The 22632-nt window shown below is 71.8% G+C and carries 23 protein-coding genes, 1 pseudogene and 1 riboswitch; of the genes and pseudogenes, 14 read left to right on the top strand and 10 right to left on the bottom strand.

All coding sequences use genetic code 11. The features are described from left to right. Window positions 1–123 precede the first annotated feature (123 nt). Complete coding sequence (locus AB0368_RS06140; protein ID WP_366152682.1) at window positions 124–1506, top strand: hypothetical protein; 1383 nt, start codon at window positions 124–126, stop codon at window positions 1504–1506. Here the strand turns inward: AB0368_RS06140 and AB0368_RS06135 are convergent. From AB0368_RS06135 to AB0368_RS06125, 3 genes are all read right to left on the bottom strand, one after another. Then, window positions 1503–2126 (bottom strand): putative glycolipid-binding domain-containing protein, encoded by a 624-nt coding sequence (locus tag AB0368_RS06135; RefSeq protein ID WP_366152681.1) that lies wholly within the window; start codon window positions 2124–2126, stop codon window positions 1503–1505. The two genes, AB0368_RS06140 and AB0368_RS06135, sit on opposite strands and share 4 nt — an antisense overlap. 125 nt (window positions 2127–2251) lie before the next feature. Further along, the gene (locus tag AB0368_RS06130) at window positions 2252–4324 is read right to left on the bottom strand and encodes a DEAD/DEAH box helicase (RefSeq protein WP_366152680.1); all 2073 of its coding nucleotides are present in this window, start codon (window positions 4322–4324) and stop codon (window positions 2252–2254) included. Between the two features lie 240 nt (window positions 4325–4564). Next, window positions 4565–4855: a hypothetical protein gene (locus AB0368_RS06125; protein ID WP_366152679.1), complete on the bottom strand. Its 291-nt coding sequence runs from the start codon at window positions 4853–4855 to the stop codon at window positions 4565–4567. A gap of 157 nt (window positions 4856–5012) precedes the next feature. On the opposite strand from AB0368_RS06125, the gene AB0368_RS06120 reads away from it, so the two are divergent. The 3 genes from AB0368_RS06120 (at window position 5013) to AB0368_RS06110 (ending at window position 6554) form a co-directional block, all read left to right on the top strand. Further along, a complete protein-coding gene (locus AB0368_RS06120) occupies window positions 5013–5351 on the top strand; it encodes a hypothetical protein (RefSeq protein WP_366152678.1) in 339 nt (112 codons plus the stop codon). 39 nt (window positions 5352–5390) lie between these two features. Then, on the top strand, window positions 5391–5591 hold the full coding sequence (locus tag AB0368_RS06115; RefSeq protein ID WP_366152677.1) for a hypothetical protein: 201 nt from the start codon (window positions 5391–5393) through the stop codon (window positions 5589–5591). Window positions 5592–6140: 549 nt separating this feature from the next. Next, entirely contained in the window at window positions 6141–6554 is a 414-nt protein-coding gene (locus tag AB0368_RS06110; protein ID WP_366152676.1) for a hypothetical protein, read from the top strand. Between the two features lie 239 nt (window positions 6555–6793). Here AB0368_RS06110 and AB0368_RS06105 read toward each other — a convergent pair whose 3' ends face one another. Next, entirely contained in the window at window positions 6794–8500 is a 1707-nt protein-coding gene (locus AB0368_RS06105) for an NlpC/P60 family protein (RefSeq protein ID WP_366152675.1), read from the bottom strand. 291 nt (window positions 8501–8791) lie between these two features. On the opposite strand from AB0368_RS06105, the gene mqnE reads away from it, so the two are divergent. The 9 genes and pseudogenes from mqnE to AB0368_RS06060 all read left to right on the top strand — a co-directional run bounded on the left by mqnE (window position 8792) and on the right by AB0368_RS06060 (window position 16736). Next, on the top strand, window positions 8792–9961 hold the full coding sequence (gene mqnE / locus AB0368_RS06100) for an aminofutalosine synthase MqnE (protein WP_366152674.1): 1170 nt from the start codon (window positions 8792–8794) through the stop codon (window positions 9959–9961). 330 nt (window positions 9962–10291) lie between these two features. Beyond that, a complete protein-coding gene (locus AB0368_RS06095; RefSeq protein WP_366152673.1) occupies window positions 10292–10720 on the top strand; it encodes a hypothetical protein in 429 nt (142 codons plus the stop codon). A 12-nt stretch (window positions 10721–10732) separates the two neighbouring features. After that, window positions 10733–11359, top strand: a complete 627-nt coding sequence (locus tag AB0368_RS06090; protein ID WP_366152672.1) for a DUF4229 domain-containing protein — start codon at window positions 10733–10735, stop codon at window positions 11357–11359. 125 nt (window positions 11360–11484) lie between these two features. Next, window positions 11485–12777, top strand: a pseudogene (locus AB0368_RS06085) (M14 family metallopeptidase); the annotation flags it as partial. A 68-nt stretch (window positions 12778–12845) separates the two neighbouring features. After that, window positions 12846–13163 (top strand): helix-turn-helix transcriptional regulator, encoded by a 318-nt coding sequence (locus AB0368_RS06080; RefSeq protein ID WP_366152671.1) that lies wholly within the window; start codon window positions 12846–12848, stop codon window positions 13161–13163. An 8-nt stretch (window positions 13164–13171) separates the two neighbouring features. Next, window positions 13172–13840, top strand: a complete 669-nt coding sequence (lepB, locus tag AB0368_RS06075; protein WP_366152670.1) for a signal peptidase I — start codon at window positions 13172–13174, stop codon at window positions 13838–13840. Next, a riboswitch (cobalamin riboswitch) is annotated at window positions 13826–13966 on the top strand. It overlaps the preceding gene by 15 nt. A gap of 66 nt (window positions 13967–14032) precedes the next feature. Then, the gene (locus tag AB0368_RS06070) at window positions 14033–14938 is read left to right on the top strand and encodes an ABC transporter substrate-binding protein (protein WP_366152669.1); all 906 of its coding nucleotides are present in this window, start codon (window positions 14033–14035) and stop codon (window positions 14936–14938) included. Then, window positions 14935–15975: an iron ABC transporter permease gene (locus AB0368_RS06065; protein WP_366152668.1), complete on the top strand. Its 1041-nt coding sequence runs from the start codon at window positions 14935–14937 to the stop codon at window positions 15973–15975. The genes AB0368_RS06070 and AB0368_RS06065 overlap by 4 nt, the downstream gene beginning before the upstream one ends. After that, a complete protein-coding gene (locus AB0368_RS06060; RefSeq protein WP_366152667.1) occupies window positions 15972–16736 on the top strand; it encodes an ABC transporter ATP-binding protein in 765 nt (254 codons plus the stop codon). Before AB0368_RS06065 ends, AB0368_RS06060 begins: the two co-directional genes overlap by 4 nt. On the opposite strand, the gene AB0368_RS06055 is transcribed toward AB0368_RS06060, so the two are convergent. From AB0368_RS06055 to AB0368_RS06035, 5 genes are all read right to left on the bottom strand, one after another. Then, window positions 16726–17487, bottom strand: a complete 762-nt coding sequence (locus tag AB0368_RS06055) for a VOC family protein (RefSeq protein WP_366152666.1) — start codon at window positions 17485–17487, stop codon at window positions 16726–16728. The two genes, AB0368_RS06060 and AB0368_RS06055, sit on opposite strands and share 11 nt — an antisense overlap. Window positions 17488–17569: 82 nt before the next feature. Beyond that, complete coding sequence (locus AB0368_RS06050) at window positions 17570–18310, bottom strand: ABC transporter permease (protein ID WP_366152665.1); 741 nt, start codon at window positions 18308–18310, stop codon at window positions 17570–17572. A 9-nt stretch (window positions 18311–18319) separates the two neighbouring features. Beyond that, window positions 18320–19186, bottom strand: a complete 867-nt coding sequence (locus tag AB0368_RS06045) for an ABC transporter ATP-binding protein (RefSeq protein WP_366152664.1) — start codon at window positions 19184–19186, stop codon at window positions 18320–18322. Next, window positions 19183–19497 (bottom strand): transcriptional regulator, encoded by a 315-nt coding sequence (locus AB0368_RS06040; protein WP_366152663.1) that lies wholly within the window; start codon window positions 19495–19497, stop codon window positions 19183–19185. The genes AB0368_RS06045 and AB0368_RS06040 overlap by 4 nt, the downstream gene beginning before the upstream one ends. After that, window positions 19494–20123, bottom strand: a complete 630-nt coding sequence (locus AB0368_RS06035; RefSeq protein WP_366152662.1) for a transporter — start codon at window positions 20121–20123, stop codon at window positions 19494–19496. The genes AB0368_RS06040 and AB0368_RS06035 overlap by 4 nt, the downstream gene beginning before the upstream one ends. A gap of 71 nt (window positions 20124–20194) precedes the next feature. On the opposite strand from AB0368_RS06035, the gene AB0368_RS06030 reads away from it, so the two are divergent. Continuing rightward, window positions 20195–20608, top strand: a complete 414-nt coding sequence (locus tag AB0368_RS06030; protein WP_366152661.1) for a GNAT family N-acetyltransferase — start codon at window positions 20195–20197, stop codon at window positions 20606–20608. Here AB0368_RS06030 and AB0368_RS06025 read toward each other — a convergent pair. Next, window positions 20605–22629 (bottom strand): AAA family ATPase, encoded by a 2025-nt coding sequence (locus AB0368_RS06025; protein WP_366152660.1) that lies wholly within the window; start codon window positions 22627–22629, stop codon window positions 20605–20607. The two genes, AB0368_RS06030 and AB0368_RS06025, sit on opposite strands and share 4 nt — an antisense overlap. Window positions 22630–22632 lie beyond the last annotated feature (3 nt).

Raw genomic sequence — 22632 nt, 5'->3', positions numbered from 1 at the left:
AGGGATTCACGTCAAGGAGCGCCCGTGCCCGACGGCGACGATGTCACCAGCCCGCCGGCTGCGCCCGCTTTTCCTCCCGCCACGCCCTTTCCTCACACTTCGTCCTTCGTTCCTTCCCAGCGGATGCCGCATCCTTCCGAGTCGGCGGGGTTTTCGGGCAGCGTCGCCCCGCCGTTCTTTGTGCCTCCTTCGTTTGTTGAGCCTCCTTCGCGGGGCCGGGGCCGGGGGCTGCTCGTCGGCGGGGCGCTTGCCCTGGTCGCCGCGCTGGCCGTCGGCGCCGGTGCCGTCTACGTCGCCAACCGGGAGCCGCTCGACGGCCGGGCCGAGGCCGCGGGCCAACCCGCCCGCGCCTTGCCGCTGACACCGTTCGAGCAGGTCAACGCGCTCCTCAAGGCGCAGGCGGCGGCCCTGCTGCGCGGCGACGAGAAGGCCTGGCTGGCCGCAGTCGATCCGGGCCGGCCGAAGCTCAGGACGCGCTACCGCGCCATGTACCGGTCGCTGCGCGGGCTCGGCGTCAGCTACTTCGAATACAAGACGTACGTCCGGGGCCAGGCCAAGGACGGTTCCGGCCGCCTCAGCGTGGGGGCGGACGTCGCGTACTGCTACGCCGACGACCACTGCCAGGTGGAGAAGAGCGCCGAATCGGAAGGGCCCCCGACCGTGGCGCAGGAGCTCGACCTGAAGACGGTCAAGGGCGGCTGGGTCATCACCTCGCTCACCGCGAGGAAGAGCGCGCCGGACGAGCAGCGGGCCCCCTGGGCGACGAGCGAGCTGGTCACCGCCAAGGGCAAGCGCGTCACGCTGGTGGCCGTTCCCGGCGAGCAGAAGTACTTCCGGCGGATGCTGCCGATCGCCGAGCAGGCCGCCGCGGTCAACGACCGATTCGCGGGCCTCGTCGGCAACCCGCAAGGGCGCTACCGGATCTACCTGGCTGGCGCCAAGCAGTGGAAGACCTGGTACGGCGGCATGACCGACAAGTGGATCGTCGGGTACGCGCTCCCGCTCCACGAGTCCGGCACCGACGTGGTGCTCAACATGGCCGAGCTCGAGGACGACAGCCGGTTCCTCGCCACTACGGTCCAGCACGAGCTCGGTCACGTGGTGACGGTCGGCGGCGTGCACCGGCGTACCTATGGCGGTCCGGGCGACATGTGGCTCAAGGAAGGCATCGCCGAGTACATCGGCTGGTACCCGCAGCCGGCCACCGCCAGCTGGCGCCGCCAAGCGGTCCGCGACGCGGTGCACGGCAGCCGGCGGCCCACCTCCATCGCGGTGAAATCCCTGGACGCCGACGCGCGCAGCGAGGACGGCGACGCGTTCTACGGCCTGGGCCACTTCGCCGCGGACTGCATCGCCACGAAGTACGGCCAGCGCGCCCTCTTCACGTTCGTCCGGCTCTACCTGCGCGAGGACCGCGACCTGGACCCCGCGTCGCAAGAGGCGCTCGGTCGGCCGTTCAAGACCGTCGACAGGTCCTGCGTCGCCTGGATCCGCGACCGCGCCTAGGGTCGGCGCTGGGCCAGACCGGGATAGTCGACGACGAAACCATCATCGTCGACCGTGAGGTCGGCGCTGAACGTCTCGTTGGCGAAGCGCACCCGGCCGTCGCCCAACGCGGTGTAGATCTGGTCCGCCTGCACCACCTCGAGGCTGGGCAGCAGCACCCACGCCACGCTGACCCGGTGCGCCACCCCCGGCTCGGCCTTGTCCAGCCCCAGCCGGCGGATCGGCAGGGTGTTGGTCAGCGGCGAGCCGGTCAGGTCGACGTCGTACGCCCCGACCAGCAGGTCCGGGTCCTCTGTGCCGGGCAGCCCGGCGCGGGCATGCCCACCGGCGGCCAGCGCCGCGTCCAGGTCGCCCTGCTCGGCGGTGGTCGCCCGCCATCGTCCGCCGTCGGCTTCCATCCGCAGGGTACGGCTCCAGCCCTCGCCCTCGGTCGTCACCTCGACCGACGTGGTGACCCAGGAGGGATCGGTCCGGATCTCGTACCGCGCGGTGTAGGCGAGGGGATGCACCGCCAGCGCGGTGCCACGCGCGTGCAGGCCCGTGCGCGCGTCGACCAGCGTGTGTTCGGCACCGGTGGTGTCCCGGCGCTCCCAGAACAGCGAACGAGGCAGAACGGACATGCCATCACCGTACCCGGCGTACCGGTGGCCGAACCGGTGCGCAGCTGCCGTGCGGCACTCGGCCGGCCGGAACGGGACGAGGGCCCCCGGCCGAAGCCGAGAGCCCTCGAAAGAAGCGGGTGCGGTCAGTGCGTGTGCGCCGGTCGACCCTGCGGGGAGCGGCCGTTGCCCGGCTCACGCCGGTCGTTGCGGCCGGTCTCCCGGCGGAAGCCACCGGGACGGTCACCGAAGGTGCGGGACGAACGGTCACCGAAGCTGCGCTCGCCACGCGGCCGGTCACCGAACGACCGATCGCCGCTGGGCCGGTCACCGTAGGTGCGGTCGCCGCTGGGGCGGTCGCCGGTGGGCCGGTCGCCGTAGGTGCGGTCGCCGCGGGGGCGGTCGCTTGCCGGACGGTCTCCGTAACTGCGGTGCTCGCCGCGGGGACGGTCGCCGCCGAACGTGCGCTCGCCGGTGGGCCGGTCGCCGTAGCTGCGGTCGCCACGAGGGCGGTCGCTCGCGGGACGGTCTCCGTAACTGCGCTGCTCCCCGCGCGGGCGGTCGCCGCCGAACGAGCGCTCGCGGTCGCCGCGCGGGCGGTCGCCGTAGCTGCGCTCGCCGCGCGGACGGTCGAAACCACCGCGCTGCGGGCGGTCCCCGAAGCGACGGGGACGGTCGCCCCGCTCGCGACGCTGCTCCGGCTCTTCCTTCACCGGTACGCCGCTGGGCTCGCGCGCACCGGTGACCTCGGCCAGCGTCTCGTCGCCGAGACGTACCCGGAACTCGCCCGGCGTGACGCCCGCCTTCTGCATCATCGCCTGGGTGCTGCGGCGCTGCTTCGGCAGGACCAGCGTCACGACCGCGCCGGACTCGCCGGCCCGGGCCGTACGACCGGCACGGTGCAGGTAGTCCTTCGGGTCCTTCGGCGGGTCCACGTGCACGACGAGCGAGATGCCGTCGACGTGGATGCCACGCGCCGCGACGTCCGTGGCGACCAGCACGTTCGTACGGCCTTCCTTGAACTCGGCGAGCGTGCGGGTGCGTACCCGCTGGGTCTTGCCACCGTGCAGCGCACCGGCCCGGACACCGACCGCGGCGAGCTGCTCGACCAGCCGGTCCACGCCCATCTGCGTACGGGCGAAGACGATCGTCTTGCCCGTGCGGTTGGCGATCGACGCGGTGATCGGGAACTTGTCGTGCGGCGGGATCAGCAGCAGGTGGTGGTCCATCGTGGACACGCTCGCCTCGGCCGGGGCCGTCGAGTGCGTCACCGGGTCGGTCATGAACCGCTTGACCAACGTGTCGACGTCACCGTCGAGGGTCGCCGAGAAGAGCAGGCGCTGAGTGCCCGCCGGGGTCTTGGCGAGCAGCTCGGTGACCTCGGGCAGGAAGCCCATGTCGGCCATCTGGTCGGCCTCGTCCAGCACGGTGATCTCGACGCTGTCGAGCTTGCAGGCGCCCCGCTCGATCAGGTCGCCCAGCCGGCCCGGGGTCGCGACGATGACCTCGACGCCGCGGCGCAGCGCGTCCATCTGCCGGTCGTACGGCACACCGCCGACGGCGGTCTTGAGGAAGACGCCGACGGAACGGCCGAGCGGCATGAGCGCGTCGGCGACCTGCATCGCGAGCTCGCGGGTCGGCACCAGGATCAGGGCCTTGGGGTGGTGCGGCAGCGCGCGGCCGCCCTGGGCGACGCGAGTCAGCAGCGGCAGGCCGAACGCCAGGGTCTTGCCGGAGCCGGTCTGGCCCCGACCGAGTACGTCCCGGCCGCTCAGGGCGTCCGGCATCGTCGCGGCCTGGATCTCGAACGGGGTGGTGATGCCCTCGCGGCTGAGGACGCGCACGAGCTCGGCGGGGATACCGAGGTCGGCGAAGGACTTGGTGGCCTCGACGATCGCGACGTCGTCGTCGGCCGTGAGCTCCGCGTCGTCGTCGGTCGTGAGCTCCGCGTCAGTGGTGACCGCTGCGACAGCGGTGGCCTCAGTGCCGGCCGTGACCGTTGTGTCTGCGGTGAGCTCGGTCTCGGCCGTGAGGTTCGCGTCGGCGGCCAGCTCCGCGTCGGCGGTCAGTTCGGCGTCGGCGGTGAGCTCTGTGCCGGCGGTGACCTCCGCGTCTGCGGTGGCGACGATCTCGACGTCTGCGGTCGTCGGGTCGGCCTGGCCGGGGGAGGGGGTTTCGAAGACGGACGGGAACGTGCTGGGATCAGCGAAAGTGGTCAAGAGAACCTCTCTACGGGGGCGCATGCTCGCGAATGGCCCGCCGCGGCTGCCTTGTGCCTGCCGCTGAATTGCCCGCAAGAACGCCCGTGGCGTGCACCATGAGGGCACGCCAGGTCAATTACTGCCATCAGTGTACGGGGCAACGTCGCAGACACCGCCCGCATTCCGCACCGGTAGTGGGCAGACTCACCCTTCGGGCGCAACCTCGCCAGCTTAGGCGCGGACGGCGAAAGCGACAAGCTAATCCTTGAATACTCCACCGATCATGTTGCTGAACGCGTCCCCGACGGTGAAGAGGAACAGCAGGCTGACGCCGACCAGGACGACCAGCACGACCAGCATGGCGACGACCACCTTGACGTTGCTGCGCCGCTGCGCCTCGGGGGCATCGCGCCAGCCCTGGGCCAGGATGTGGCCGGTCAGCGAGCCGGAGTTCTCCATCGGATTGGTCATCACGGGCATCGTCATGTCGGCGGGCGCATAGTCGGCCAACCCGCCGTACACCGTCCCCTCGCCCCGCTGCTGCGGCACGGTGGCCGGCTGTCCGAAACCCGACCCGTATGTCGAGGGCCGACCCGACGAGCCGCCCCCCGGGGACATCGTTCCGCCGAACGGTTGCCGAGCCCCGCCCGATGCACCGACCCCGAAGGGAGAGTGCCCGTGCGGCGACCCCTGAGCAGCGAACGGCATGGTGGCGTCGCTCGGGGCCTGGCTCGCGGCGGCCGTGGTGAACGGCATGGTCGCGTCGCTCCCGGCGGCGGCCGCTGGGGCATGCCCGGCGCTCGCTGCGGCATGCCCGGCGCCCGCTGCGAAGGGCATGGTGGCATCGCTCGGGGCCTGGCTGGCCGCGGCCGTCATGAAGGGCATGGTGGCGTCACTCGGGGCCTGGCTTGCTGCGGCCGTCGTGAAGGGCATGGTCGAGTCGCTCGAGCCGGAAGGGCTCGCCGCGGCTGACGTGAAGGGCATCGTGGAGTCGCTTCCAGTGGTGGTGCTCGCCGTAGCCGCGCCGGACCGGCTCGCGGAATGACCGGCGGCGGCCGTGGTGAAGGGCATGGTCGAGTCATGAGTGGCCGATGAGGCCGGTGGGGCGGAGTGGTTGGTGGCCGGTGCCGGATGGCCCGCGACGACCGGTGGCGTGGAGTGGTTGCTGGCCGGTGCCGGATGGCCCGCGACGGGTGGGGTGGAGCGGCTTGCGACCGGTGGAGCGGGGTGGCCGGCGGCGGACGGTGGTGTGCTCACCGGGCCGGTGGCGGGCGGCACCGTGTAGGACGGCAGGCTGCTCGCCGCCGGGAAGGCCGGCGGTGCCGGGAACGGGCTCGGCGGCGGACCCGGCACGGGAGACGGTCCGGGGCCCGGGGGCACCGGGCTGGGACCGGGTCCGGGCGGGATCGGGTTCGGACCCGGGCCGGGCGGGACCGGATCGGGTCCGGGACCCGGCGGGATCGGGCTGGGCCCAGGGCCGGGCGGTACCGGGCCCGGAGGCGTCGGCGACGGGCCGGGAGCCGGGGAAGGCTCCGGAGCCGGGCCGGGCGGCGCCGGCGAGGGGGCCGGGAACGGTGCCGGCTCGGGCCGGGTCGGCTTCGGCGGCTCGGGCTTCGCGGGCCGCGGCTCCGGGGTCGACGGCTCGGGCAGATCCGGCTCCGGGGACGACGGCTCGGCGGACGCGGGCCCTGGCTTCGGGCTCGACGGCGCGGTCTCGGCCGGGGGAGCTTCGGGGGTTTCGGTGGCCTCCGGCTCCGGCTTCTCGATCGAGCGGGTGCCGTAAACCTTGGCCTGCCCGCCGCCCGACCGGGTCGCGGAACGATCGTCGGCGGGCTTGATCTGGGCCGAACCCGGGACGGTGGCCCGGGCGGCGTTCGCACTCGGCGGCACCGACACCGGACGCGCCGAGCCGCCCGCTTTCGCGGAGCTTTCGGCGCCGTCCGGGAAGAACGCCGAGCGACCGGCGGACCCGGCCGCACGACCGGAAGGGCCGCTGACCGGCGCGGAGCTGGGCACCGAGGCCGATCCGGAGACGGGCGCGGAGCTGGGGACGGAAGCCGACCCGGAGACGGGCACGGAGGCAGACCCGGAAACCGGCGCGGCCGAACTGCGGACCGCCGCGGATCCGGAGACCGGTGCGGAGCTGGGCACCGAGGCGGATCCCGATACGGGTCTGGCGGCGCCGGCCTGTCCCGACGATGCCCACAGCGCACCGGCGGCCGGCGGTGGTGGCAGCTCGTACCCCTGATCGTTCTGCGGCCCGGAACCGTTCGCCGGCGTCGGCGCAGCGGGCGGCTTCGTGCCGTCGCCGTCCGGTTTCGCCTGCTGCTCGTCCATGGGTCCTCCCGATCGCCGCCACCCGCGAGCGACGTCACTGCCGGACGCCGGGCAAGCCGAAATGCCGGGCGTTCGTCCTACCGTGCCATATCACCGCTCATGAGCGCACCCGGCGTCAACCGGTCTGCGGTGTCAAGATCCGGTCTCAGCTCAGCCGTTACCGGATTGTTTCGCCTCGGCTGACTTCGAGGCCGATGCCGACACTGCGGGCTTGGTGGTGGACGCCGACGTGGCGGGCGCCTTCGACGAGGTTGCCGAGGCCGTCGGGTTCTTCGTCGAGCCGGAGGTCGGTGCGGAGTTCGATGGCGAGTTGCTCTGACCCTGGGACTTGCTCGGCGACGGCCCGCCGGCGGGCGGCGCGCTGGTGGCGGGCGTCGACGGGCTCGAGCTCGACGAGGACGGCTTCGGGCTCGGGCTGGAGGACGACGGCTTCGGGCTGGGGCTCGACGACGACGGCTTGGGGCTCGGGCTCGACGAGGACGGCTTCGGGCTCGGGCTCGAGGACGACGGCTTCGGGCTGGTCGGCGTACCCGGCTTGCTCGTCGGCGGCTTGCTCGACGGCCGCGGCGTCGGGGAATGGTTGCTCGGCGTCTCCGGGTCCGGCGCGCCCAGGGCCGGGCCCTCGACCGTCCCCTCCACCGAGCCGTAGATCCGGGTCGCCGCGAACAACCGAGTCCAGCGTACGGGGGTGAGCCGCACGTTCAGGCCGGTGCGTGGGGCCTCGACCATCATGCCCTTGCCGGCGTACATGGCTACGTGGTGGATGCCGGTCCAGCTGGCGGACGAACTGAAGAAGAGGAGGTCGCCGGGGAGCAGTGAATAGCGATCCACCGTCTTGCCGCGGGTCTGGTAGTACTGGTCCTTCGACACCCGGGTCAGCGGGAACCCGCCGGCCGCGTCCTGGTGGTAGGAGAACCAGATCAGCCCCGAGCAGTCGAACATGTCCGGGCCCTCTTCGGACCACACGTACGGATCGCCGCGCTGTGCCAGGGCGATCTTGAGGGCCGCGATGGCCCGGCGGTCGGCGCCCCGGCCCGCGTTCTCGCCCGCGAGGTAGTCCGCGCCGATCTGGGCGTCCTGGGCCGCCTGGGCGGCGTCCGCCGTACTGATCTCGGCGGCGTGCTCCTGCTCGAACTTCTGCTGGGCGGCGACCTTCTTGTCGAGCGCCGCCTTCTGCTTCGTGTGTTCGGCGGAGAGCTGGTCGAACTTCGTCCGCAGGCTCTGCTGCTCGGCGACGGCGGCCGTGTGCCCCGCCTGCACGATGGTCAGCTGACGGGCGGCGGCCTGCTCGGTCGCGGACTCGCCCCGTTGCAGGCGAGCCAGGGAGTCGAGGTCGTGCAGCCCGGATCCGAGTGTGCCCGGAGGGAGCGCCGCTGCACTGCGTACCGCTGTCGCAGCCGCAGCCTCGACCTCCTGCTGCGCGGCCGTCACGGCCGACTGGGTTTGGACGATCTTTTGATCGGCCGTGGTGAGCTGGGTCCGGGTGAGGTTGAGATCCTCGTCGAGCTTGGCGAGCTCCTCGCCCCTGGCCGCGATCGCCGTGCGGCCGGCCTCGACCTTCTTCAGCAGCGGGCTGGTGGGCAGGCCGGTGACCGGCGTGATGGCTGCGGGAGTGGTCGCCGGGGTGCCGGGCTTCTGCCCCGGCAATGTGATCGCGCCGATGGCGATGGGGCGTGAACCCGCGTCCGGGACCGCGCCTGGCGCACCGGGCGCTCCGGGCAGGGCGCCTGGCGCTCCGGGCAGGGCGGCCGGCACTCCGGGCACGGGCGGTGCTCCGGGTGCCGCGGGCGGCGGGGCGGCCGGGACCGCGGCGGCCGGCAGCGGGCTGAACAGGGCGGCGATGGCGGCGGCGGTCACGGCTGAGCAGGCGAGCGGACGCCAGGGCAGCACTCGGAGCGCTGTTCGGCCCCGATCCTGCCTCGTCTTGGCCATGCGTACCCCGTCCGCGAGCACTTGCCAGCCGGCGGTTGCCGTCCCCATAAAGGTCATACCCCAACACCTGTACCGGTGTCGATTGATTCGAGTTGAAAGGACCCTGAGAATCGTAAGCCGGTTACGTGAGCTACGCCGCCCTCCAGGGAACACGAGCGAACTTCTGTCAGAGGCAGGACGTACGCTCGACCCACCGCGAACGTGAGAGGGGCCCAGATGGACGTCGGACTGAAGCGCGAGCTCGAGGCGAAGGTCTACGCCGGTGAGCGGCTGACGCGCGAGGACGGCATCGCCCTCTACGACTCCGACGACCTGGCCTGGCTGGGGCGGCTGGCGCACCACAAGCGCACCGAGATGAACGGCGACCGGGTGATGTTCAACGTCAACCGGCACCTCAACCTGACGAACGTCTGCTCGGCCAGCTGTGCGTACTGCTCCTTTCAGCGCAAGCCGGGCGAGAAGGACGCGTACACGATGCGCATCGACGAGGCGGTTCGCAAGGCCAAGGAGATGGAGGACGAGCAGCTCACCGAGCTGCACATCGTCAACGGCCTGCACCCGACCCTGCCCTGGCGCTACTACCCCAAGGTGCTGCGCGAGCTGAAGGCGGCGCTGCCCAACATCAAGCTCAAGTGCTTCACGGCCACCGAGGTGCAGTGGTTCGAGAAGATCAGCGGCCTGCCCGCCAGCGAGATCCTCGACGAGCTGATGGACGCCGGCCTCGAGTCGCTCACCGGCGGCGGCGCGGAGATCTTCGACTGGGAGGTCCGCCAGCACATCGTCGATCACAACTGCCACTGGGAGGACTGGTCGCGGATCCACCGGCTGGCACACCAGAAGGGCATGAAGACCCCGGCAACCATGCTGTACGGCCACATCGAGGAGCCGCGCCACCGGGTCGACCACGTGCTGCGCCTCCGCGAGCTGCAGGACGAGACGGGCGGGTTCGCGGTCTTCATCCCGTTGCGCTACCAGCACGACTTCGTCGACTCGGCGGACGGCAAGATCCGCAACCGCATCCAGTCCCGCACGACGATGGCGGCGCCGGCCGAGTCCCTCAAGACCTTCGCGGTGTCCCGGCTCCTGTTCGACAACGTGCCGCACGTGAAGTGCTTCTGGGTCATGCACGGCCTGTCGGTCGCCCAGCTCTCCCTCAACTTCGGCGTCGACGACCTGGACGGCTCGGTGGTCGAATACAAGATCACGCACGACGCCGACTCGTACGGCACCCCGAACACCATGCACCGCGGCGACCTCCTCGACCTGATCTGGGACGCGGGCTTCCAGCCGGTCGAGCGCAACACCAGGTACGAGGTGGTCCGCGAGTACGACAAGCCGACCCCCCTGGCCGAGCGGCGCAGCGAACCCCAGCAGGTCTGGGCCTGACGCAGGAGCCGCTCACGGGCGGCCCGGGAGCCGTTCGCGGGCGGCCGTGTCGACGCGAACGCCCGGACCTCGTCGCTGACGGACGCTGAGGCAGCCGGGCCCGGAGAAGGGCAGCTGCCTGCCGTGCGGCTTGCATCTCCCCCTTCTCCTGCTCACCCAGCCGCGTTTGCGTCCGGTTCGGTACCCCGCGACGGCCGGGTGAACGATGCCGGCTCCGCGACGGCTGGCCGGCGGGGCGCCGGGCCGTGTTGGGGGGGATTGTGGGGCTTCGGCCGTGGGCGGGTGTGGGCTTCGATCGCTGGTTGCGGGCGGCGTACCCTCGTGGTTGACATGGCCGAGACTCAGAGTGCGCGTCGTCCGCGCCGGGATGCGGACGGGCGGTTGGCGACCGTTCAGGACCTGATGGGTGTGGCGCTGGCCGGGCTGCTCGCCGGGCTCGTCATCCTGCTGCTCTTCGAGGGCGTCATGTCCCTGGTGCGCGCCTCGGAGTTCGGTGGGGCCAGCGGGTGGATCGCCGTCGTCTTGCCGGTGTGGTTGTTTACTGAGGAGTTCCGGGCGGCCGGGTACGGGGCGTACCGGATCGTGGTTGCCGCCCTGGGATCCGGCTTCGGGGTCGCCGCCGGCATGACGCTCGCCGGGCTTGCCGCCCCGGTCTTCCCCCCGCTCGTGAGCGGCGCTGTCGGTGCGCTCGGTCTCACGGTCGTCTACTGCCTGATCTGGTTCTACGGCCTCCGGTGGTTGAGCCACCGGGCGGGCTGACAGGAGTTCGTGATGAGTCCCGCCGTCAAGTACACGCTCGGGCGCCTCGGGCTGTTCGTCGTGGTGTTCGTGCTGCTCCTGCCGCTGCCGCTGAACCCCCTGGTGACGGCGATGATCGCGCTGCTCGCCTCGGCGGGTTTCTCCTACTTCCTGCTGGCCAAGTGGCGCAACGAGATGGCCGACCAGCTCGGGTCGGTGGCGCAGCGGCGGGCCGCGGAGAAGGAGCGGTTGCGGGCCGCCCTGGCCGGTGACGAGGCCGCGGCCGCCGCGGGTGATCGTGCCGCCGAACCCGCAGCTACCGGCGCCCGCGCCGCTTCCACGGGCTCGACGGGCGCGGCTTCCACCGCCGCAACGGCTGCCGCCGCATCTGCGGCCGCGACGGCCGGCGCCGCGACGGCCGCGGTGAAGACCGGGACCGCCGCCGGCCCAGCGCCCGACGCGGCGGGTACTACGGCCGGCCCGATCACGGCCGACACGGCATCCAGCCCGGCCAAGGCGAGCCCGGCGGCCACGGCGAGCCCGGCGGCCAAGTCCAGCCCGGCGGCAAAGGTCGGCCCGGCACCGGCCGCACCGGCCGCCGCTGAGGCAGGAGAGCGCCCCGCCGAAACCGAAACCGACGGCGGCACCGGCACTGCCTGACGTCATCATGTCGACGTAGGGGGCACTTTGGCATGGCCGCCGCGCGTCCATTCCATTGCCAAACGTCGATTCCGGGTGATGCAGTGACGGGGTTCGAACCCCCACTGACCCCCGGGAGGTCGTTCATGAGACGACGCGTCACCGGCTTGGTCGCGGCCGCCACCGCCGGTCTTGCCCTGATCGCCGCATCCGCCGCCACCGCTCAGCCCGCGACCGCGGAGCTGCGCGCCGACAGTTCGGCACAGTACGAGATCTACGACGTTCGTACCCTCGCTCAGCGCAACACGATCGCCAGCACCGGCGCCGCCATCGATGCGGTGGAGCATGCTGTTGTCGAGGTGACTGCGACCGGCCAGGAGGTGCGGGCGCTGCGGGCGCTCGGCTTCACGGTCAAGAAGATCGAGGCCACCGGCGCGGGTGACGGCGTGTCCACACGGGACTTCCCGTCGCGGGATGCCGCCTATCACAACTATTCGGAGATGGTCTCCGAGGTGAACACGATCGTCGCGCAGTATCCGGCCATCGCGAGCAAGCGGGTGCTCGGGAAGACGTACCAGGGTCGCGACATCGTCGCCGTCAAGATTTCGGACAATGTCGGTACGGACGAGAGCGAGCCCGAGGTTCTCTACGACGCCAACCACCACGCGCGGGAGCACCTCACCGTGGAGATGGCGGTCTACCTGCTGCATCTCTACACGGACAACTACGCGAGTGACACGCGGATCCGAAACATCGTGAACAGCCGCGAGATCTGGATCATCCCGTCGGTCAACCCGGACGGCGCGGAGTACGACATCGCCACCGGTAGTTACCGCTCGTGGCGCAAGAACCGCCAGCCCAACACCGGTTCCTCGTACGTCGGCACCGACCTGAACCGCAACTACAGCTACAAGTGGGGCTGCTGCGGCGGCTCGTCCGGCAGCCCGTCCTCGGAGACGTACCGGGGCAGCTCGGCGTTCTCGGCCCCGGAGACCCGGGTCGTCCGTGACTTCGTGCTGAGCCGGGTCGTCGGCGGTGTCCAGCAGATCAAGGCCACGATGGACTTCCACACGTACTCGGAGCTGGTGCTGTGGCCGTTCGGCTACACCACTGCGAACACCACCACCGGCATGACCGCCGACCAGTACAACACGTTCGCCACGCTGGGCCGGCAGATGGCCGCGACCAACGGCTACACCCCGGAGCAGTCCAGCGACCTGTACATCACCGACGGCGACCTGCTCGACTACCTGTGGGGTACGCAGAAGATCTTCGCGTTCACCTTCGAGATGTATCCGACCAGTTCGGCGGGCGGCGGCTTCTACCCGCCCGGCAGCGTGATCCCGCGGGAGACGTCCCGTAACCGTGAGGCGGCGCTGCTGCTGGCCGAGGTGGCGGACTGCCCGTACAAGGTGATCGGCAAGGAGTCGACTTACTGCTGATGTCGCGCGGCGGCCACCCGCGAAGACGGGTGGCCGCCGTTAGTCGAGTTATGTAGACTTTCCGCATGCCGAGGATGTCGCACTCATCGCCGCAGACCCTGCGGGTGTTCGAGGCCTTGCTGGCCGAGCCCGCCCGGTGGCGCTACGGATACGACCTGAGCAGGGAGACCGGCCTGGCGTCCGGGACGCTGTACCCGATCCTGATGCGCCTGTCCGGCCAGCAGCTGCTGGATACCGGCTGGGAAGCTTCCGACGAGCCCGGCCGCCCGCCGCGGCACACTTATCGGCTCACCGCCGACGGCGTCGAGCTCGCCGCTGCCCGGCTGGCCGCCGCTGCCGAGAAGGCGCGGGGCCGGGCCGCCTTCGTCCCCCGGGAGGCGTGATGGCGGTCGTGCGGAGGGTTTCACGGGGAGTCCTGGTCGCGGCGGTACGGGGGCGCCGCGAACGGGGCGGCCCCTGGGGTGAGGCCGTGCTCGCCGAGTTCGAGCAGACCAAGGGCGGCTGGGAGGCGGCGCGCTGGGCGGCCGGTGGCTTGCGCACGGCGTGGCGCGAGCGGCGGGAGCTGTCCCGCCGGCTTCCCCGGACCGTAAGCGTGCAGCGCCGCATTCTCACGGCCGCCTCGACCGGGCTCGTCGCGGCGGTACTGATCAATCAGTTCGCGCTGAGCATGCGATACATGCCCAGCGAGGCCATGGCGCCGACCGTGCCGGTGACCAGCCGGTTCGTGATCGACAAGGTGAGTTACCGGTTCACCGGTATCGATCGCGGCGACATCGTCGAGTTCACCATCCCCGACGGGGGCCGGTCGCTCAAGCGGGTGATCGGGTTGCCCGGTGACACCATCAGCTGCCGCGACGGGCGGGTGTGGCGCGACGGCGTGCCGCTCGACGAGCCGTACCTGAAGGGCGCCCGGACCGCCGACTGCGATGCGCCGGTGACGGTGCCGAACGGTCACCTGTACGTCCTGGGCGACCATCGCGAGATCTCACGGGATTCCCGGCAGTGGGGGCCGATCCCGGCCGGATCGGTCGACGGACGCCGTCTCCTGAACGTCTGGTGAGCGTGTGGGATAGCGTCAGGGTGACCGCGTCGCAGCGAAGCCGGTGGGATTCCGGCGCTGTCCCGCAACTGTGAAGTCCTGTTCCCAGGCAAAGCCAGGTCGCCTGCACGCCGGTCGCGATATCGCGCTCTCGACGGAGGGGCGCCTCGCGGGCCGGGACTCCGGTCGGCGGAGCCCGGCAGGAGGACCAGGATGAAACGGCTGTTGACCGCCGCCCTCGCGGCGACCGTGTTGCTGCTCGGCGGCTGCGCCGGCGGGGACGAGCAGAAGGCGCAACCGGCGGCGAGTGCCGGCGGGTCCGCCTTCCCGGCGTCGGCCGGCGGCGTGACCCTCGACCGGCGGCCCGAGCGGATCGTGTCGCTGGCGCCGACCGCCACCGAGATGCTCTTCGCGATCGACGCCGGGCCGCAGGTGGTCGCCGTCGACGATCAGTCCACGTACCCGGCCGATGCGCCGCGGAGCGAGCTGTCCGGCTTCAAGCCGAACGCCGAGGCGATCGCGGCCAAGGATCCGGACCTCGTGGTGATCTCCGACGACCTGAACAAGATCGTGGATCAGCTCACCAAGCTGAAGATCCCGGTGCTGCTCGCCCCGGCGGCGCAGGAGCTCGACGACTCGTACGCCCAGATCGGTCAGCTCGGCACGCTCACCGGTCACCCGGCAGAGGCGGCCGCCCTGGTCGAGCACATGCGGACCGACATCGACAAGATCGTCAAGGGTGTGCCCGCCCGGCCGGCGCCGCCGAGCTACTACTACGAGCTCGACCCGACGTACTACACCGTCACGTCGCAGACCTTCGTCGGTTCGATCTTCGCGCGCTTCGGGCTGACGAACGTCGCGGACGGCGCCAAGACCGCGTACCCGCAGCTCTCGCAGGAGGCGCTGGTCGCGGCGGACCCCGACATGATCTTCCTGGCGGACGGCAAGTGCTGCGCCCAGTCGGCGGCGACCGTCCGGGCCCGCAAGGGCTGGGCGGGCGTGACCGCGGTGAAGAACAACCAGATCGTCGTGCTCGACGACGACATCGCCTCCCGCTGGGGACCCCGCGTCGTCGATCTCGTCCGGGCCGTGGCGGACGCGGTGGCCAAGGCCCCATGATCCGGCCCGCGGGGCTGCGGGTCGCCTGGGTGGCCGGTGGCGTGCTCGCGGTGGCGGTCGCGCTGGTCGTCGGCGTCGCTGTCGGACCGGTCACCCTTCCTCCCGCCGGCGTCGCGGCCGAGCTGCTCGATCTCCTTCCGGGGGTACGGCTGCACAGCGGCCTGAGCGAGCGCGAGGTCGCCATCGTCACCGAGCTGCGCCTGCCGCGCGTCGTCCTGGGACTGCTGGTCGGCGCCCTGCTCGCGCTGGCCGGCGCGGCGTATCAGGGGGTGTTCCGCAACCCGCTCGCCGATCCGCACCTGCTCGGCGTCGCGGCCGGGGCCGGGCTGGGCGTCACCGCGGTGATCTCGTTGCGTGGTGGCACCGGCGACGTCACCGCGGGTCTGCCGATCGGCGTACCCGTGGCCGCTTTCGTGGGTGCGGTGGCCGCCGTCGTGCTGACGTGGCTGCTCGGCGGGGCCGGTGGGCGCGCCCGTACCCCGGCGACCTTGATCCTTTCCGGGGTGGCCGTGTCGGCGTTCCTGTCGGCCGCGCAGACCTACCTCATGCAGCGGCACACCGATTCCATGCGGGAGGTGTACGCGTGGCTGCTCGGCCGCCTCGCCACCGCCGGCTGGCACGACGTGCTCATCGTGCTGCCGTACGCGGCGGCGACCTGCCTGATCGTGCTCGCCCACCGGCGCGAGCTGGACGTGCTGACCGTCGGCGACGAGGAGGCGACCAGCCTGGGGCTGCACCCGCAGCGCAGCCGCTACCTGCTCGTGGTCGCCGCCTCGCTGGGCACCGCGGCGGCCGTGTCGGTCTCGGGCCTGATCGGCTTCGTGGGCATCATCGTGCCGCACACGCTGAGGCTGCTCGCCGGGCCGAGCTACCGATCGATCCTGCCGCTGTCGGTGCTCTACGGCGGGGCGTTCCTGGCCCTGACCGACCTCGTGGCGCGGACCGTGGCGAGCCCCGCCGAAATCCCGATCGGGGTGGTGACGGCCTTCTTCGGCGCCCCGTTCTTCGCCGTCGTGCTGCGCAGGACCCGGACATGATCTCGGTTTCGGGGGTACGGGTCCGGCTGGGTGGCGCGCCGATCGTCGACGGCGTGGACCTCGACGTGGCCGACGGCGAGTGGGTCACGATCATCGGTCCGAACGGCGCCGGCAAGTCGACGCTGCTGCGGGCGGTCGGCGGCCTGGTCCCGTACGAGGGAACGGTCCTGCTCGGCGGGCAGGAGCTCGACCGGCTGTCCCGGCGGGAGCGGGCCCGGACGCTGGCCACGGTGGCCCAGTCGCCGATCGTGCCGCCCGCGATGCTGGTCTACGACTACGTGCTGCTCGGCCGTACGCCCTACATCCCCGCCCTGGGCCGCGAGTCCGCCTCGGACCTGACCGTGGTCGACGAGGTCCTCGGGGCGCTGGACCTGCATGCCTTCGTGGGCCGGCGGCTGGACACCCTCTCCGGCGGCGAGCGGCAGCGCGTCTTCCTGGCCCGGGCGCTCGCGCAGGGCGCCGGCATCCTGCTGCTGGACGAGCCGACCAGCGCGCTCGACATCGGTCACCAGCAGGAGGTGCTCGACCTCGTGGACCGGCTGCGGGCCGAGCGGGGCCTGACCGTGCTCGCCACCATGCACGACCTGTCGACCGCCGGTGAGTACGCCGACCGCATGGTGCTGCTGGCCGCGGGCCGTGTCGTGGCCAGGGGCACCGCCCGCGAGGTGCTCACCGAGGAGCTGCTGGCCGAGCACTATCGGGTACGGGTCAGGGTGATCGACGGCGAGCGCGGCCCGCTGGTCGTACCGGTCAGGCGCTGACGGCCTGGAGCAGCGCGAAGAGGCCGCCCTGAGGGTCCTCGAGCACGACGTACCGGCCGATGGCCAGCTCCGAGGGCGGGCGCGCGACCCGGGCGCCCAGGGACTGCGCGTACGCGGCCGACTCGTCGCAGTCCGCCACCGCGAAATAGATCATCCAATGTGGGGAGAGGTCGTGCGGCCAGGTGGCGTCCATCACCTGCATGCCCGCGACGGTCTCGCCGGCCAGCTCCCAGACGATGTACGGCAACCCCTGCACCTCGATCTCCCGCGCGACCCAGCCGAACACCGCGCCGTAGAAAGCGGCCGTACCCTCCACGTCCCGGGTGACCAGCTCGTTCCAGGCCAGGGAGCCGGGTACGTCGAAGACGTCGGCGCCCTTCATGGTGCCGGGCTGCCACACGCTGAACGGCGCGCCGGCCTGGTCGAGGAAGGCCGCCATCCGGCCCTGGTACATCACGTCGAAGGGCGCGACGAGCACCTTGCCACCGGCCGCCTCCACCCGGGCCGCCACCGCGTCGGCGTCGTCGGTGGCGATGTACGTGCTCCACGCCGTCGGCTGGCCCTCACCGTAGAGCGGGCCGCCACCCGCCGCCGCCCGCCCGTCGAGGCGGAACGTGGTGTAGCCGCCGTACTCCTCGCCGGACACGTCGGCCTCCCAGCCGAACAGCCGGGTGTAGAAGCGGGTCGCGTCCTCCAAGTCTGCTGTTCCCAGGTCGACCCAGTTCGGCACTCCGGGCGTCGGACGGGTCATGAGGGGCTCCTCGCGAGTCACGGCAGACGACAGGTGGATCGTTGCACCGCGATGCCTTGTACGAGGGCGCTCAGTCGGAAGTTCAACTGAACCGCCGACCCTCGTCGCGGCGATAGGCCCATGTGGCCACCCCAGCGAACGCCAGGGTCCAGGCGAACAAGGCGACGATCGATGCAATTTGCACCGGGAAGTCGCCGACGGCCGCCCACATGAGGCGTACGGCCGCGCCGGTGGGAAGGTAGGGCGCGATCGTCTCGACGAATCCGGGTGCGTCGCCCGGCGCTGTCATCAGCCCGCCACCGAACGCCAGCGGGAAGAACAGCACCTGGGCCAGGACGATCGCCGCCTTGGCCGGCAGCGAGTAGCCGATCGCGAGCCCCAGCAGCGTGAACGGCACCGCGGCGACCACCACCGCACCGAGGGCCGCCAGGAAGCCGGCCGGGCTGACGCTCGCCTCGGTCGCCACGGCCGCGATCACCACGACCGGGATCAGTGACAGCACCATGAGGACCAGCCCCGCCAGGATCCGGCCGAGGAAGCGGGGTGCGGCGCCGGCCGGGAGCGTGCGGGCGTACGGGTCCCAGGGCTGGGCGCGATCCTCGGCGACGCCGATGCCGTACTGGAAGAGGTTCGAGGTCATCACCACGAAGGTCACCATCGACGCGGTGGCGTAGGTCGCGTACGTACGGTCGTGGCCGACGAACGGCACCACGAAGAAGATCATCGACGCGGCCGGGAAGAACGCGCTGCCGATCAGCGCCATGGGGATGCGCAGCGTCTCGATCAGCTGGAACCGGGCATGGGTCAGGGCGAGGGACGACACGGCTCTCCTTCAGGCGGCGGTGAGGGTGAGGAACGCTTCCTCCAGCGAGGTGGGCCGGACCTCCAGGTCGCGGAACGGCACATCGTGCGCGATCAGGTCGCGGACCAGCCGGTCCGCGTCCGGCGTCAGCAGGTGGGTGCGGTCACCGTCGCGCTCGGTGCCGACCACCCCGGGAAGATCCGGTACGGGTACGGCCACGGTCACGCTCACCCGCCGGATCGCGACCATTCCCCGTACGGCGGCGACGGTGTCGTCGGCGAGCACCCGGCCGCCGCCGATGACCACGACCCGGCTCGCCAGCGCCTCCACCTCCTCGAGGTAGTGGCTGGTCAGCACGACCGTGCCGCCGCCGGCGTGGAACGCGCGGATGCCGGCCCACAGCGCGTGCCGGGCCTCGACGTCCAGCCCGGTGGTCGGCTCGTCGAGGAACACGATGCGCGGGCGCCCGACGAACGCGAGGGCCACCGCCACCCGCCGCTTCTGCCCGCCGGAGAGCCCGCCGGTCTGGCGCTTGACCAGGTCCTCCAGCCCGAACCGCGCGAGCAGCTCGGACTTGCCCAGCGGATCGGGGAAATGGGCGCGTACGAAGTCGACGACCTCGCCCACGCGCAGCGCCGACGGCAGCCCGGTCTCCTGCGGCGTGACGCCGAGCCCGCTCCGCGTGGCCGGGTCTCGCGGGTCGCCGCCGCACAGCTCGACCCGGCCCGAACTCGGCCGCCGTACGCCGGTGAGCAGCCCGACCAGGGTGCTCTTGCCGGCGCCGTTGGGCCCGAGCAGGCCGACGAGCTCCCCGGCGTGCACGTCGAGGTCGAGCCGGTCGAGGGCGAGCACCCTTGCGTACCGCCGGCTGACGTTCATGGCGCGGGCCAGGATCATCGGTCCTCCCTCGGCTCGAGCAGCTCCCGTACAGCCGCGGTGTAGTCCTCGAAGGCCAGCCGCCCACGGCGGGTGAGGTGCACGAGGGTGGCCGGGGTCCGGCCCTGATGGGTCTTGACGACCTCGACGTATCCGGCGTCCTCGAGCTTGCGGAGGTGGACGGAGAGGTTGCCGGGGGTCATGCGGAGGATGTCCTGCAGGCGGGGGAAGGCGATGCTGTCGCCCTCGCGCAGCGTCGACAGGGAGGAGACGACGCGCAGCCGGGCCTGGGCGTGGATGACCGGGTCGAGCTCCGGCAGGGCGTCGCTCATCGCGGCAGCCGCAGCCACGAGACGAGCCCCGCGACGAGCATCCCGCCGCCGCCGAGGACGGCGACGATCAGCGCGTGCCAGCCGGGACCGAGGATCACGCCGACGACGTTGATCACGCTGAGGAAGGCGCCGAGGCGGAACAGCGTGCGGTCGTTCCAGAGCGCGCCGCCGGCCATGTGCAGGGCGCCGGTCAGAGCGGTCATGGTGCCGGCCCAGATCAGGTTGGTGAGGCCGACGGGCAGCTGGTCGCCGAGCCGGTTGAGCACGGAGATCATGCCGGCGAAGGCCAGCGCCCAGGTGAACCCGTACATCGCGCCCTGGCGGGAGGTCGGACCGGTGACCTGGCGGGCGGCGCGGGCGCCCACGATGCCGGTGATCGTGCCTGCGACCAGGATGAGCGCGAGCAGGACGAGCAGCGGCAGCCACGAGGGCATGGCGACGAGGACGCGGTCGTCCGGGCCGTAGCGCAGGAAGAACACGGTGAAGCCGAGCAGCCAGGCGACGCCCCACGGCCACAGCAGGAGGCGGGGGTCCGGCACGATCCTGCGCACCGTGGCGGTCTGTTCCTGGCGGATCAGGCGGAGGGACTCGGCGGCATCGAGCGGCGGCTGTTCGTCTTCTTCCATGCAAAGAACTTTACAACGCAAAGTCAAAGAACTTTGTGCCATAAAGTTGATCTCGGTTAGCATGCCTTGCCATGGGGGATGTGGTGCTGCGAACGGCCGAGTCACGCGAACTGGGCGCCGTACTGCGCTTCTGGCTCGCCGCAGCCGAGAATGCGAGCCGGCCGGCGGACTCACCGGCCGCCCTCCACCTGCGCGACCCGGACGCCCTCATCCTGGCCCTCGACGGCGACGAGATCGTGGGTACGGTCATCGCCGGCTGGGACGGCTGGCGCTGCCATCTCTACCGCCTCGCCGTCGCCCCGTCCCGCCGCCGCGCGGGCATCGGCCGCGCCCTGCTCGAGGCCGCCGAGCAGCGCGGCCGGGCCCTGGGCGGCATCCGGATGGACGCGATGGTCCTCGACGACAACGAGGCCGCCCACGCGATCTGGGCGGCCCACGGCTACCGCCGCCAAGACGACTGGTCCCGCTGGATCAAGCCGCTCTAACCGTTCAGCGCCTCCGGCAGCGGTGCGGCGTGGACGACCGAGAGCCGGGACACCGCACGGGTCAGGACCACATACAGCCGGTGCAGCCCGCGCGGCTCGGCGGCGACGATCTCGGCCGGCTCGACGACGATGACATGGTCGTACTCGAGGCCCTTGACGATCGTGGCCGGCACGACCGTGACGCGCGCCTCGGAATCCACGTCGTCCGGCGCCGCGGCCTCCAGCCCCGCCGCGGCGAGGTGATTCCGCAGCCGGTCCACCGCGGCGTCCGCCGCGATCACGGCCACCGAGCCCTCGTGCTCCAGCGCTGCGGTCACCTCCACCAGCGTCGCGCCGTCGACCTCGTCCGGATCGGCGAGCTGCACGATCGTGAGGTCGCCGTCGCGACGCAGCGAGACGGCCTCCGGCACGTCCACCCCGAGGGCGGGCAACAGACGATTGGCCAGGGCCACAACCACAGCCGGTACGCGGAAACCGACCGTCAACGGCACCACGGCGGCATCCGGCTTCCCGAGATGGGCCAGCGTGTCCTTCCACTGCGCGGCCGCCCACGGCGCGGTGCCCTGCGCGAGGTCGCCGAGCAGCGTGATCGAACCGTGCTCGCTGCGCCGGGCGATGGCCCGCGCCTGCATCGGCGAGAGGTCCTGCGCCTCGTCCACCACGACGTGCCCGAAGCTGGTCTCGCGTTCCAGCAGCCCGGCCGCCTCGTCGAGAAGCAGCAGGTCGGCGGCGCTGAACCGGGCGGACTTCGGCGTCTTCGGCGCCTTCGCCCACAGCAGCGCCGCCTGCTCCTCGGCGGTCAGGATGCCGTCGGCCGCGGACGCCATCAGCTCGGCATCGGTCAGCAACGCGACGACCAGCGCCTCCGGGGTGACCGCCGGCCACGCCTTGTCGAGGAAGTCCCGGACCGGCGCGACCCTCGCCATCTTGCGCAGCCAGCCCTCGTTCGGCGAATTGCCGGTGCGGTACTCCGACTGCCGCTGCAGGAGCCCGACCACCCGGGCCTGGACCCGCTCGCGGCCCACCGAATAGGGCAGCCCCTCGCGGCGCGCTTCGTCCACGATCCGGCGCAGCGGCTCGGCGTCGATGCGCCACCGGTACGAGCCGTCCGACACCATGATCGGCTCGGCGGGCTTGACCAGCCGGCTCCACACCGCCCGGCGCAGCACCTCCGCCATCCGTACGTCGTGCTTGAGCAGCACCGCCGCGTCACCGTCCCGGCCCTTCACAGGTACGCGCGCGATCAGCTCGTCCACCGTGGACTGCCGGACGTCGACCTCGCCCAGCGCCGGCAGCACCGCCGCGATGTACGAGAGGAAGGCGGTGTTCGGGCCGACCATCAGCACGCCGGAGCGCCGCAGCCGGTCGCGGTGCGCGTACAGGAGGAAGGCGGCCCGGTGCAGCCCGACCGCGGTCTTTCCGGTGCCGGGCGCGCCCTGCACGCAGATCGACTCCTCGAGCTCGGCCCGGACCAGCTCGTCCTGCTCGGGCTGGATCGTGGCGACGATGTCGCGCATGGGCCCGACCCGCGGCCGCTCGATCTCGGCGGTCAGGATGCGGCTCTTCGTGCCGAGCTCCTCGCCGCGGTCAAGATGCTCGTCCTCGAAGCTGGTCAGATCACCCTTGACGAACCCGAACCGCCGGCGCGTCGACACCCCCTGCGGATCCCGCACGCTGGCCCGGTAGAACGACTGCGACAGGGGCGCCCGCCAGTCGAGCACCATCGGCTCCCCGGCATCATCGGTGACATGCCGCCGCCCGATGTGGTACGCGGAATCCTCGATGTCCAGCTTGCCGAAGAAGAGGGGAGTGGTGGGATCGTCCGCCAACTCGGCCACCCGGCGCAACAGGGCACGCCCGAGGGTCTCGGCAGCGAACGGATCGCCGGCGACGTCGGCGGAGGACGAGAAGAGCGACTCGGCCCGGCCCCGCATCCGGGCGAGGGCGGCGCGGGAATCGGCAAGATGCCGTCGCTCCGCGGCCAAATCGTGGTCGAGGTCGGTGTGGGCAGGCAGCGTCATCCG

The sequence above is a fragment of the Actinoplanes sp. NPDC051475 genome, assembly GCF_040689425.1.
Taxonomy (GTDB): Bacteria; Actinomycetota; Actinomycetes; order Mycobacteriales; family Micromonosporaceae; genus Actinoplanes.
This window is presented reverse-complemented; position numbering and strand designations above follow the sequence as displayed.